11 protein-coding genes are annotated in these 11,705 nt (G+C 66.5%); 5 read left to right on the top strand and 6 right to left on the bottom strand.

Annotated elements, in window-relative coordinates:
• Nucleotides 1-253: 253 nt before the first annotated feature.
• Complete coding sequence (locus tag ACTHLF_RS01950; protein WP_440324367.1) at nt 254-1,123, top strand: alpha/beta fold hydrolase; 870 nt, start codon at nt 254-256, stop codon at nt 1,121-1,123.
• Nucleotides 1,124-1,228: 105 nt separating this feature from the next.
• On the opposite strand, the gene ACTHLF_RS01945 is transcribed toward ACTHLF_RS01950, so the two are convergent.
• The gene (locus ACTHLF_RS01945) at nt 1,229-1,972 is read right to left on the bottom strand and encodes an SDR family oxidoreductase (protein WP_440324365.1); all 744 of its coding nucleotides are present in this window, start codon (nt 1,970-1,972) and stop codon (nt 1,229-1,231) included.
• A gap of 98 nt (nt 1,973-2,070) precedes the next feature.
• Between ACTHLF_RS01945 and ACTHLF_RS01940 the strand changes: the two genes are divergently transcribed.
• Nucleotides 2,071-2,958, top strand: coding sequence for a cupin domain-containing protein (locus ACTHLF_RS01940; RefSeq protein ID WP_440324363.1), 888 nt, complete (start codon nt 2,071-2,073; stop codon nt 2,956-2,958).
• Here ACTHLF_RS01940 and ACTHLF_RS01935 read toward each other — a convergent pair.
• Nucleotides 2,894-3,607, bottom strand: coding sequence for a DNA-3-methyladenine glycosylase family protein (locus tag ACTHLF_RS01935; RefSeq protein ID WP_440324361.1), 714 nt, complete (start codon nt 3,605-3,607; stop codon nt 2,894-2,896). The genes ACTHLF_RS01940 and ACTHLF_RS01935 overlap by 65 nt on opposite strands.
• Before the next feature lie 17 nt (nt 3,608-3,624).
• Nucleotides 3,625-4,422, bottom strand: coding sequence for an SDR family NAD(P)-dependent oxidoreductase (locus ACTHLF_RS01930; protein WP_440324359.1), 798 nt, complete (start codon nt 4,420-4,422; stop codon nt 3,625-3,627).
• Between the two features lie 119 nt (nt 4,423-4,541).
• On the opposite strand from ACTHLF_RS01930, the gene ACTHLF_RS01925 reads away from it, so the two are divergent.
• On the top strand, nt 4,542-5,483 hold the full coding sequence (locus ACTHLF_RS01925; protein ID WP_440324357.1) for a GlxA family transcriptional regulator: 942 nt from the start codon (nt 4,542-4,544) through the stop codon (nt 5,481-5,483).
• Here the strand turns inward: ACTHLF_RS01925 and ACTHLF_RS01920 are convergent.
• Nucleotides 5,480-7,852: a DNA polymerase II gene (locus tag ACTHLF_RS01920; protein ID WP_440324355.1), complete on the bottom strand. Its 2,373-nt coding sequence runs from the start codon at nt 7,850-7,852 to the stop codon at nt 5,480-5,482. The two genes, ACTHLF_RS01925 and ACTHLF_RS01920, sit on opposite strands and share 4 nt — an antisense overlap.
• 120 nt (nt 7,853-7,972) lie before the next feature.
• Here ACTHLF_RS01920 and ACTHLF_RS01915 point away from each other — a divergent pair, with 120 nt between their 5' ends.
• Both ACTHLF_RS01915 and ACTHLF_RS01910 read left to right on the top strand, forming a co-directional pair.
• Nucleotides 7,973-9,238, top strand: a complete 1,266-nt coding sequence (locus ACTHLF_RS01915) for a flavin monoamine oxidase family protein (protein ID WP_440324353.1) — start codon at nt 7,973-7,975, stop codon at nt 9,236-9,238.
• Complete coding sequence (locus ACTHLF_RS01910; RefSeq protein WP_440324351.1) at nt 9,205-10,077, top strand: hypothetical protein; 873 nt, start codon at nt 9,205-9,207, stop codon at nt 10,075-10,077. Before ACTHLF_RS01915 ends, ACTHLF_RS01910 begins: the two co-directional genes overlap by 34 nt.
• Before the next feature lie 36 nt (nt 10,078-10,113).
• Here the strand turns inward: ACTHLF_RS01910 and ACTHLF_RS01905 are convergent, their stop codons facing one another.
• Entirely contained in the window at nt 10,114-10,260 is a 147-nt protein-coding gene (locus ACTHLF_RS01905; protein ID WP_440324349.1) for a hypothetical protein, read from the bottom strand.
• Nucleotides 10,261-11,020: 760 nt separating this feature from the next.
• Nucleotides 11,021-11,257 (bottom strand): hypothetical protein, encoded by a 237-nt coding sequence (locus ACTHLF_RS01900; protein ID WP_440324347.1) that lies wholly within the window; start codon nt 11,255-11,257, stop codon nt 11,021-11,023.
• Nucleotides 11,258-11,705 lie beyond the last annotated feature (448 nt).

The raw sequence follows: 11,705 nt of genomic DNA, 5'->3' as shown, positions 1-11,705 counted from the left end.
CGCGACAGCCACGCCGCCGTGGCGGCGTCGGAGACGAGGTGGTCCACCGACTCACCGTTCTCCATGACCACGGTGTTGATCAGGTCCAGCGCGGGCTGGTCCGCGATGATCGGCGGGATCTCGAGCGAGGTGACGGGATTCATGGCCAAATTGTAACCTTTAAAATGCCTATTGACAAGTTACATGGTCGATGTTTAGCCTGTGCGTAACCCTTCTAATCAATTTATACAGGTTACCTGCGAGGAGCACTGCCATGACCCATGCCGCCGAATATCCCGTTCACCACCGCTATGTCGACGCCGATGGCGTCCGCCTCTTCTATCGCGAGGCCGGCAATCCCGAGGCCCCGACCCTCCTGCTCGTCCACGGCTTCCCGACCAGCTCCCTGCAGTACCGCGAGCTGTTCAGCGAGCTCAAGGACCAGTTCCACCTGGTCGCCCCCGACCTGCCGGGGTTCGGCTTCACGGAAGTGCCGGAAGGCCGCGGCTACGAATACACCTTCGACAGCCTGGGAAAGACCCTCGAGGCGTTCGTCGACGCGCTCGACCTGAAGAAGTACATCCTCTACGTGTTCGACTACGGCGCGCCCTCGGCCCTGCGCCTTGCACTGGCCAAGCCGGAGCGGTTCGCGGGCCTGGTCAGCCAGAACGGCAACGCCTACCTCGAAGGCCTGGGTGACGCCTGGGCGCCCGTCCGCGCGTACTGGGCCGACGCCACGCCGGCCAACCGCGAGGGTGTGCGCGAGGCGACCACGCTGGAAGGCATCAAGTGGCAGTACACCCACGGCGTGCCCGACCAGACCCTGCTCGACCCGATGATGTGGCAGCTCGACCACCTGCTGATGCAGCGCCCGGGCAACACCGACATCCAGCTCGACCTGTTCCTGAACTACCGGACCAACCTGGAGAAGTACCCCGACTTCCAGCGCCTGTTCCGCGAGAAGCAGGTGCCCACCCTGGTGATCTGGGGCAAGCACGATCCGTTCTTCATCCCGCCCGGCGCCGAGGCCTACCGCCGCGACAACCCTAATGCGGTGGTCGAACTGCTCGATACCGGCCACTTCGCGCTGGAAACGTACGGCAAGCACATCGCCCAGCGCATCCGCGAGGTGTTTGGGAAGTAACCGATCTCGCTGTCGTAGGAGCTCACCCTGTGAGCGACGCCTTTCGCAGCATCGCTACAGGGTCTGAGAGGCTCTCGCGAAAGATGTCGCCCACAGGGTGGGCTCCTACAGTGCGTTGAAGACTTCCACCGCGTCATCACCCGCGGGGATGCGCATCGGGCTATTCGGGTCGGTGGCGGCGTGCCATACCGCTTCGGCCACGGCGATCGAACTGGTGGTCGGCGTGGTGGTGTCGCGCAGCCCTTCGAACACCTGCCCGGCGTACGCTGCATACGGCGCCGGGAAGTCGCCGATGCGTTCGCGGGCGTTTTCGCCGAAGCGCGTCGTCGGTGCGCGGCCGGGCAGCACCAGGCACGCGCGGACGCCGAACTGCGCCAGCTCGAGCGCCAGCGATTCGGTGAACGCATTCACCGCGGCCTTGCTCGCCGTATACACCGACAGCAGCGGCAGCGATTTCAGGGTCACGCTCGACGTCACGTTGATGACGACGCTCGCCTTCCGCTCGCGGAATTGCGGCAGCACCGCCTGGGTCATCGCGATCGTGCCGAGCGTATTGGTGGCAAAAACATCGCGCGCGACCTCCATGGGCGTGCCCTCGAGCGCGTTCAACATGCCGATGCCTGCGTTGTTCACGAGCACGTCGATGGGGCCTGCTTCCTGCACGGCCCGGGCGATGCTCGCCGCGTCCGTGACATCCAGCGCAACGAGCTGCAGCCGGTCCGACGGCGGGAGCAGGTCCGTGCGCGGCGTGCGCATGGTGGCGACCACGCGCCAGCCCTGGTCGAGGAAGTAACGCGCGGTCTCGAGACCGAAGCCTGACGAGCAGCCGGTGATGAGGACGGTTTGCATGGGGAAAACTCCTGGGTGGGTGGATCCATCCAAGATAGGCGCCCGGTACCGGACTACCTATAATCGAACGTCCACACTTTATTCGCGATAATCCGGCGATGACTGATCCGTTTGCCGAAGTGGTGACCCTGCTCCAGCCGACCATGCGGTTCTCCAAGGTCGTGACGGCGGGTGGCCGCTGGCGGGTGAACCGCCCCGCCGCCGGCGCGCCCTTCTACTGCGCCGTGCTCGAGGGCGCTTCCCGGCTGAAGGTGGCTGGCCAGGCGCTGACCCTGCATGCGGGCGATTTCGTCCTGGTGCCGGCCGCCTTTGAAATCGACAGCTCCAGCCTGGAACCGCCACCCGGCAACGAGGTTTCCCCCGTCGAGGTCGCGGAAGGACGCTCACGTGTCGGCGATCCCGATGCGCCCGTCGACTACCGCGCCCTGATTGGCCATTGTGCATTTGGCTCGCCCGATGCCGCCCTGCTCGTGTCCTTGCTGCCGGATGTCATCCACGTGCGTGACGAACCGCGCCTCACCACGCTGGTGGGCATGGTGGGTAACGAAGCACGTGCCGGACGCCCGGCGCGCGACGTGGTGCTCGAACGGCTACTCGAAGTGCTGTTCATCGATGCGCTGCGTTCCGCCGGTGCCGCCGCGCCGACGGGGCTGGTCCGCGGCCTCGCCGATGCGCGCATCGCGCCGGTGCTGCGCCGGATCCACGAGAGCCCTGCCGAAACGTGGAGCGTGGTACGCATGGCGAAGGAAGCCGCGCTGTCGCGTTCGGCGTTCTTCGAACGGTTCACCCGCGTGGTCGGCGTCGCACCCATGGAATACCTGCTGACCTGGCGCATGGCCATGGCGCGGCAGTTGTTGCGGCAGGAAGGCGCGGGCGTCGCCAGCGTCGCCGAACGGGTGGGTTACGGCTCGGCCAGCGCGTTCAGCGTGGCTTTCGCGCGGCACGTCGGCCAGCCGCCGGCGCGGTATGCACGGGCGGTGGAATAGCGGTGCCGTTCTTCACGGCGCTGTAGTAACCCCACAGCATCTGCGCCGCCACCGCGCGGAATGGCTTCCAGCGTTCCGCGCGCGTGTACAGCTCTTTCTCCGTCGGGCGGTGTTCGCCGCCATCGACAAGGCGCGCGGCTTCCTGCAGCGCGATGTCCGCCGCCGGGAAGAAATCGGTGCGGCCATAGGCACCGATGAGGAACGCTTCCGCGGTCCAGCGGCCAATGCCGAGCAGCGCGGTGAGCGACGCGACGGCCTCGTTATCGTCCATGCCTGCCAGCGCGGCGAAATCGATGCGGCCTTCCTGCTCCGCCCGCGCGAGCGCCACGGCATAGCGCGCCTTCGGCTTCGACATACCGAGCTCGCGCATCCGCTCCTCACCGGCATCGATCACCGCACTGGCAGTGACCTCGTGCAGGCCTTCCTGGATGCGCTTCCAGATCGCCGCCGCGGAGGCGAGCGACACCTGCTGCTCGGCGACCAGGTGAAGCAGGCCGCTGAAATTCGCTGGGCGCGAGCGCCAGGCGAACTCAGGTACCGCCGCGTTGGCGACGGCCAGCGATGGATCAAGCCGAACGAGCTCCGCGCGCAGGGCGCGGAGCTCGTCGGCGGTGTAGCTATGGCCGTGGGGACGGGAGGCTTTCGGCATCCCGTCAGGTTATCGCCTCACGCGGTAGCGAGATAGCGTTCGGCCGGCGTCGCGCTGGAAAGGCGCGGTGCCATGACCTGGCGGGCCGCTTCGTACGCGTTCCACTCCGCTTCGTCCTGCAGCGGCGGGATGGTGATCAGCTCACCGCGGTCGAAGCCGACCAGCGCCGCGTCGACCAGATCTTCCGCGCTCATCACGATCTCCTTCGGCAGCATATCCACCGACATGCCACCGGCGTCCCAGAAATCGGTCGCCGTGGCGCCCGGCAGCACGGCCTGCACCTGCACGCCCTTATCGCCCAGCTCGTGCTTCAGCGACTGGCTGAAGGCGACGACATACGCCTTGCTGCCGCCGTACACGCCGTTGAGGATCTCCGGCGCAATGGCCACGATCGAGGCGACGTTGATGACCGCGCCCTTGCCACGTGCCACGAAGCCCGGCACGGCGGCATAGGTGAGGCGGGTCACTGCCGTGACGTTGAGGTCGATCATCTTGTTCATCGCGTCGATCTTGCTGTCGAGCAGCGGCGTATGGGTGCCGACGCCCGCGTTGTTCACCAGCAGGCTGATGCTCGCATCGTCACGCAGCTTCGCTTCCACGCGGCCGAGGTCGGCGGCGTTGGCGAGGTCGGCGGCCAGCACTTCGACCCGGCGGCCGGTGGCCTGGGTGATCTTCGCCGCGAGGGCATTCAGGCGGTCGGCACTGCGGGCGACCAGGATCAGGTCATGGCCACGCGCCGCGAGGCGTTCGGCGTAGACGGCACCGATGCCCGACGAGGCGCCCGTGACAACAGCGGTTCCGAGGGAAGCGTTCATGGTGTTCTCCAGCGTGTGAGGCGGCGGGTGCCGCGGCATGGAGATAGCTTGCGCCGGCTCGACCATGACGCAAATGACGTATATAGTCATGTTTTAGGTCACGACGCCGGAGGCCGGCCATGCACCGCATCGGGTATGTCCTGGCGGATAGCTTCCAGATGATGGCCCTGGGTACCCAGGCCGTCTTCGAGTTCGCCAACCAGATCGTCGGCAGCGAGTACTACAAGGTCGAGGTCTACGCCCCCGGCGGCGGCGACGTACGCTCGTCGTTCGGGATGTCGGTGGCGACCAGGCCGCTGACCGCCCGGACGAACGCGGATACGTGGCTGATCCCGGGTGTGCTCGATCCGCTGGTCACGGACACCGAGCCGGCGGTGCTGAAGTTCCTCGCGGGCCCCGCGCAGCGCGCACGCCGCATCGCCGGGCTGTGCACGGGCGGATTCATGCTCGCGGAGGCGGGCCTGCTCGAAGGCCGCCGCGCCACCACGCACTGGCTGTTCGCCGATGCCCTGCGCCAGCGCTTCCCGAACATCACCGTGGAACCGGACCGGATCTTCGTCAACGATGGCCCGATTTGGACCTCCGCCGGCATGACCGCGGGTCTCGACCTCGCGCTGGGCCTGGTGGAGAAGGACCTCGGCCCGGAGGTAACGCGCCCGCTCGCGCACCGCCTGGTCATGCCGCACCACCGCGCGGGCGGCCAGACCCAGCATTCGGAGATGCTCACCCTGGCCCCGCGTACCGATCGCATCCAGGAAGCGCTCGACTACGCGCGACGCCACCTGGCCAAGCCGCTCGGCGTCGAGGAGCTCGCCGGCGTCGCGCACCTCAGCCCGCGCCAGTTCAGTCGCGTCTTCACCGCGGAGACCGGCGAGTCACCCGCGAAGGCCGTCGAAAAGCTGCGGCTGGAAGCAGCGCGGACGATGATCGAACAGAGCCGGCATTCGCTCGACGTCGTCGCGCGCGAAACTGGCTTTCGCGATCGCCGCCACCTGCGCGAGGTGTTCGTGCGTGGCTACGGCATCCCGCCACAGGCGGTACGCCGTACGGCGCGTGCCTAGAACAGCCCCGGCTGCTGGTTCGTCAGCGCCGCCAGGCTGTCGCCGAGCGGCGCGAGGATCGCATCGGCGATCGGCTCGAGCTGGTTGGTGAGGTAGTGCTCGTGGTCGATGCTCGCCACGCGGGCTTCGACCGGCTCGGGACCGCCCAGCGTCATGACGTAGCTGATCCAGCCGCCATTCTGGTACTGCAGCGGGCGGCCCTGGCGCGCGTTGTACTCATCGGCGAGGCGCGCGGCGCGCACCTGCGGCGGCGTGGTGCGGTCGTAGGAATCGAGCTTGCCGCGCAGGCGCTTGCGATAGACCAGCAGGTCATCGAGCGCGCCCGCCTGCAGCTGGCGGACATAGTCCTTCACATAGTCCGCGTACGGTTCGCGGCGGAAGATGCGGCCATAGAGTTCGCGCTGGAAGCCCTGCGCGAGTGGGGTCCAGTCGCTGCGCACGGTTTCCAGGCCGCGGAATACGAGTTCCTCGCTACCCGCTTCTTCGACGAGACCGGCGTAGCGCTTCTTGCTGCCCAGCTCGCTGCCGCGGATCGTCGGCATGAAGAAGCGCTTGTAGTGCGTATCGAACTCGATCTCGAGGTAGCTGGTGATGCCGAGCCCTGCCGCCAGCGTGTCCTTCCAGTGGCCGTTGATGCGCGCGACGAGACGCTCGGCGACCGCCATGGCTTCCGCTTCGTCGTGCGCACGGCCCAGCCAGATGAAGATCGAATCGGTATCGCCGTAGATCGCTTCGTAGCCTTCGGCTTCGACGAGCTCGCGCGTCGTCCGCATCATTTCATGGCCGCGTAGGGTCACGGCAGCGGCGAGGCGCGGATCGAAGAAGCGGCCGCCCGAGGCGCCGAGCACGCCGACAAATGCATTCATCAGCAGCTTGAACGCCTGTGACAACGGCTGGTTGCCGTCACGCTTCGCCTGGTCGCGACGCTCCCACAGGTGGGTGATGATGCCGGGGAGGCAGTGCTTCGTGCGCGAGAAACGCGTGCCGTTCGGCCCGGGTACGGTCTGCGTCTCGTCGCTCGCCAGCGTACCTTCGGCCAGCCCGATCGGATCGACAAGGAAGGTGCGGATGATCGATGGGTAGAGGCTCTTGTAGTCGAGCACGAGCACGGAGTCATAGATGCCTGGCCGCGACTCCATGACGAAGCCACCCGGATACGACTCACCGTGTGCGCTGCCGATATTCGGCGCGACGTACCCTTCGCGATGCATGCGCGGCAGGTAGTGGTGGCTGAATGCGGCAATGGAACCGCCCGACTGGTCGGCGGGCAGGCCTGTCGCATTCGCGCGCTCGAGGACGAAGTTCAGCAGGTCGGCCTTGGCGAAGATCTTCGTCACCAGCTCGCAATCGACCAGGTTGTAGCGCGCCAGCGCCGGCTTGTCCTCGCGGAAGCGCCGCTCGATCTCGTCCATGCGGTGGTACGGATCATCCGTATCCTTGCCCTCGCCAAGCAGCGCCTGCGCCACGCTTTCCAGGCTGAAGGACGGGAACGACCACATCGCCGAACGCATCGCTTCGATGCCGTCGATGGCGAGACGCCCGGGGATGGAGGCGAACACGTAACCCTCGCGACGGCCGTGGTTACGCCAGTCGATCGGCTTGCCCGAACGGCCGAGCGCCAGCACCAGGCCATGCTGGTCGGCACAGGCCTGCAACAGCCGCAGATCGAACTGCACGAGGTTCCAGCCGATGATCGCGTCGGGATCATGTTCGCGGAACCACGCGTTGATGGCGAGAACGAGAGCGGGGCGGTCGGCCACGTAGGTCAGGGTGAAGTCGGCTTCGGCCGCCGTGTCGTCGGGCGCCACGCCGAGCATGTACACCTGGCGCTGCCCGCAGCCTTCCAGCGCCACCGAGTAGAGCTCGCCCATCGCGCTGGTTTCGATATCCAGCGATACCACGCGAAGCGGCGGCCGGTAGGGGTCCGCCGCCTTCAGGCGTGGGTTCACCAGCACGGCATCATCCGCGTTCCCCGTGGCGTCCACCGTGACCGAGGCGGTGATGAAGCGCTCCATGAGGTAGCGGTCGGTCGGGCGGATGTCGGCTTCGTGCAGCGTGACGCCGCGTTCGGCGAGCCGCTTCTCGAGGCGAAGCATGGCGCGATAGCTCTGCCCGTACAGGCCGTGCACGGGCTCCTGCGCCAGCGTCTTCAGCGGGAGGGCCTTGAGCTCGAACGCCGCGTCGTTCCGGATCGCGGCCTCCACTTCCGCGCGCTGGGATTCGCGCACGAACGCCACGGCGGCCTGCCCTTTCACCAGCACCGCGCGCGGGCCATCGTCCGTGGCCAGCCACAGTTCCAGGTCCACGCCTTCGCGGGTATCCCGCCACTGGCGGGTGAGGATGAAGGCGCGCTGGCCGGGGGAACTCATCCGGCCATTTTAGCGCGCGGCCTCTCCCGCGACGCGGCCGGCGCGACCCTTGCTGACAGCGTGGTGTCAGCAGGGCCGCTGGTATGATCCGGAGCCTGTCCGGATGCGGGGCGTGGTCGCATGGCGAACGAGAAGACTTTCGATGTCGATGTCGTGATCGTCGGCGCGGGCGCCGCAGGCATCGGTGCAGCCCGGCGGCTCTCTGGCCAGGGCTTGTCGGTGTGGCTGCTCGAGGCATCGCAACGCCTGGGTGGCCGCGGCTGGACGCTCGACCTCGCCGGCCTGCCGCTCGACATGGGCTGCGGCTGGCTGCACTCGGCCGAACACAACGCCTGGCGCCGGATCGCCGAGGCTCAGGGTTGGACCATCGACCGCCGCCCCGCTGCGTGGGACAAGGCCCAGCCGCATCCGCACTTCACCGAGGCCGAGCAGGATGAGGCGCACGCGGCGTTCCGTGCGTGGCATGAGCGGTTGATGGACACGCCGCCCGCGTCGGATCGCGCCTCCGATGCCCTCGATCCGGCCAACCGCTGGAATGGCTACCTGCAGGCGATGAGCGGCTTCATCAGCGGCGCATCGCTGGAGCGCATTTCGGCGGCTGATTACAACGCTTACGAACGCGCTGCCACGGAGCACAACTGGCGGCTGCCGCGGGGTTACGGAACGTTGATCGCCTCGCAGCTGCCCACGGATGTCGGCTGCCGCTTCGCGACGCCCGTGGAGTCAGTGGACGTGGACGGCACCGGCGTCGTGCTCGAGACGCCGCAGGGCACGGTCCGCAGTCGGGCCGCGATCCTCACGGTTTCCACGAATGTCATCGCCAGCGACCTGATTCGCTTCCCGGCTGCCCTGGATGACTGGCGCCACGCCGCCGGCTGCCTTCCGCTGGGCTGTGATGAGAAACTTTTCTTCGAGATTCTTGGCGAGGTGGAGTTACCCACCGAACAGGTGCTCATCGCCGACCCGCACGACCCGGATAGCCCGGTGTTCTACTTCCGGCCGCTGGAACGGCCGCTGGTCGAGACCTTCCTCGGCGGGCGTAGTGCACATCAGGTCACGGCCGATGGGCCGGCGGCTTCGTTCGATCACCTGTCTTCGCTGCTGGCCGGACTGCTGGGCGCCGATGCGATGCGCCATCTGCGCCCCATGGCCTCCTCGGCGTGGAGCGCATCGACGTATATCCGCGGCTCCTACAGCCATGCCCTGCCCACCCAGGCGCACCAACGCCAGCAGCTTGCCCAACCGTTCCGCGAACGGTTGTTCTTCGCCGGCGAGGCCACGCACCCCGATGCGTTCTCCACGGCGCATGGCGCGCTCGAGAGCGGCGAACGCGCCGCAAGCGAACTGCTCGCTTGCCTGCCACCCCGTGGCGGGCGGATGATCTGACCGCCGGGCGGGGGCCCGGCGCGAAGGAAGGGGGAAACATGTCACCACCATCGCTGCCCGGCAGCCGGCCGGCCGCGCCTGCCGCCCTGCGTTACGTGGGCATCGTAGTGATCGCGCTCGTCGTGGCCGGCCTCGGCTATGGCGTCTATGACGGCATCCGGAGCAAGCGTGTCGAACGCGCCGAGATACATGACGCCATCGCGCAAGTGAAGGATGCCGCGCTAGGCACGCATGACGCGGGCGCCGGTTCCGCTGCCGCCCCGACCACGCCGCTGGCGCAAGCCATGCTGAAGCTGAAGGGGCTGGTGGTCACCCTGAACGCACGCATGGCGGTCCACGAAGCGGCCATGGATAAGCTGCACGTCGAGGACATCCTTTCAGCCCCGGTGCTTGCCGATCAGGCGCGAGCACGCGAGGCCAAGGGTCGGATGGCAAAGTTTGTCGAGATCAATCAGGCGATCGAAGCGGATTACGACGACTACATGCAGAACGCGCAGGATGTCCTGAGTGCTGCCTTCACCGATCAGGACGCCATGCGGCGAGGCTTCGAAGCCAAAGCCGGACCGATGTCGGCAACGTTGAAGAATTCGCTGGCCTTGAACATCCAGCTCGCAGGCGTCGTCACCGATGTCCTGACACTTGCCGATACCCACCACGACAAATTCCAGATGCAGAACGGGCAACTGGTGATCGCGGGGAAGACGTGGGACCAGTATCACGCGTCGATGCAGAAGATCGATGCGCTTATGCCGAAGCTGCAGGTCGCCGAAGCCAATCTCAAGAAGCTCCAGGGCGACCTTACGCAGCAGTTGAACGATGCGGAGGCGGCGACGCGCTGAGGCGCCGCCGCCACGATCACTCACGCTCAGGAAGGTTTAACGGCGCCAGCCACCGCGGCAGTCGTGCCAGCGGCAATAGTTATCGTGGTGGTAGTAACCACCCGGGCGGCGGTCGTCGATGATGCAGCCGCTCAGCGACGAGGCGAGCATCACGATGGTCATGGCGAACATCAGGCGTTTCATGGCGATACTCCGTGTCGTGCGCAGTGCACGCTCGACACCAGCGTGATGCGAATTCGCTGAACGAAAGGTCGCTGAAACGGTGTGTGAGACGTGACCAGCGAGCGACCATTCAGTCCGCCGTTGCCTGCCGCTCAGTTGCGTGAATCGATGGCGAACGTAGGTTCTTGCTCATGTGTGTTAGTGGTCGGTTCATTCGCTGAAGCGAATGCGTGTGTTGAGCGGCTTGCGCCGCCTTAGGCTGGGTGTACGCGGGGGTCGGGAGCGGTCAGGCCCTGGCGGCCGCCAGGCGCGGACCTTCGGACCGGGCCGTAGCAATCGTTATCGCGAAACGCGTTGCTTTGCGCGGCCCCCCACTCATGTCGGCCGCCAGGGCCTGACCGCTCCCGAGTCGACGCACTTCGTTTCGTGCGGCAGAAGCCGGTATCCAGGTGACGCCTCTCCAAGCCGAGACCATGCGGCAAGCGTGTGCAAATGCGATTCGCCGACGCGGACGTCAGTGTATCCCTTCACTACTCAAGGATCGTCGCCGACACGAATAGATCCTCCGCCTCCATACGATAGCGAACCTTCCGACGCGCTCGTCCTGGACGTGAACTGATATGCGAAACGCCGCCCTACTCCTCTTACTCGCCGCCAGCCCGAGCTTTGCATCGGGAGCTTGTTCGTATCGAAGTGCCGTGTATGAACATAGGGAGGATCCTCGCTGGCGAATTCGCTTCGTTCCACTCGGGTTTAAAGCTCTACTTTCGGACATGGCGCTTCATCTTGAAGGTCCCGAATCCGGCACGTCGTACTGGTTTCTGTTCGACGCGGGATCTGCGCCTGTCGTTTCGCTGATCTCGACGACGAACGTGTTGGCCACCGGTTGGAGCCCACCGCCACCCGACGGGGGAAGCCGCCCGCTCAGTGACATGCAGATATACGTAATGGACGAGACCATGAAGATGTCGGTCGAAGTTCCAAAAGCGTCCGACGCATCACCGAAGTACTTGTTCATTCCGATGCTTACGGAAGCTCTTCGTAGCGTGTCTCTGCGACATTGGTTGGCACCGGGGGTTTTCAAGCGCATCGCATGCGCGTGAGAACCGATAGGCTGCTGTCGCCACCTTGGGGCTCCCCAAGTGCTTGAAGCCGCGCAATGGGCTCTCCCGCCATGACCCTCATCGTTGGTGGCGCGGGTGGGCAGGCCCTTGGGGCCGACATGAGCGGAGGGCCGCGTGGCGACATGCAGGTTGACCTCTAGGGCAAGCGGTTCATTCGCTGGCGCGAATGCATGTTTTGAGCGGCTGACGCCGCCTCGCTCTTGTGTGGTTGAGGAAGCTGCGGGTGGGGGGGGGCGGGGGGGGGCCCCGCGCGGGCCCCCCGACCCCGCCCCGCCGCCACCACAGCGCAAAAAAAGAACACAACCCGCCCCCCCCCCAAGACGGCCCCCCCCCCCACCCCCC

The organism is Luteibacter sp., assembly GCF_051958795.1.
Taxonomy (GTDB): domain Bacteria; phylum Pseudomonadota; class Gammaproteobacteria; order Xanthomonadales; family Rhodanobacteraceae; genus Luteibacter.
The sequence above is the reverse complement of the archived record's forward strand: the minus strand, read 5'-3'. Positions and strand labels throughout refer to the sequence as shown.

What these genes read in the sequence shown, in the direction of transcription:
- ACTHLF_RS01950 (WP_440324367.1), top strand. Translation starts at nt 254, where the DNA reads ATGACCCATGCCGCCGAATATCCCGTTCACCACCGCTATGTCGACGCC.
- ACTHLF_RS01945 (WP_440324365.1), bottom strand. Translation starts at nt 1,972, where the DNA reads ATGCAAACCGTCCTCATCACCGGCTGCTCGTCAGGCTTCGGTCTCGAG.
- ACTHLF_RS01940 (WP_440324363.1), top strand. Translation starts at nt 2,071, where the DNA reads ATGACTGATCCGTTTGCCGAAGTGGTGACCCTGCTCCAGCCGACCATG.
- ACTHLF_RS01935 (WP_440324361.1), bottom strand. Translation starts at nt 3,607, where the DNA reads ATGCCGAAAGCCTCCCGTCCCCACGGCCATAGCTACACCGCCGACGAG.
- ACTHLF_RS01930 (WP_440324359.1), bottom strand. Translation starts at nt 4,422, where the DNA reads ATGAACGCTTCCCTCGGAACCGCTGTTGTCACGGGCGCCTCGTCGGGC.
- ACTHLF_RS01925 (WP_440324357.1), top strand. Translation starts at nt 4,542, where the DNA reads ATGCACCGCATCGGGTATGTCCTGGCGGATAGCTTCCAGATGATGGCC.
- ACTHLF_RS01920 (WP_440324355.1), bottom strand. Translation starts at nt 7,852, where the DNA reads ATGAGTTCCCCCGGCCAGCGCGCCTTCATCCTCACCCGCCAGTGGCGG.
- ACTHLF_RS01915 (WP_440324353.1), top strand. Translation starts at nt 7,973, where the DNA reads ATGGCGAACGAGAAGACTTTCGATGTCGATGTCGTGATCGTCGGCGCG.
- ACTHLF_RS01905 (WP_440324349.1), bottom strand. Translation starts at nt 10,260, where the DNA reads ATGAAACGCCTGATGTTCGCCATGACCATCGTGATGCTCGCCTCGTCG.
- ACTHLF_RS01900 (WP_440324347.1), bottom strand. Translation starts at nt 11,257, where the DNA reads ATGAACAAGTACTTCGGTGATGCGTCGGACGCTTTTGGAACTTCGACC.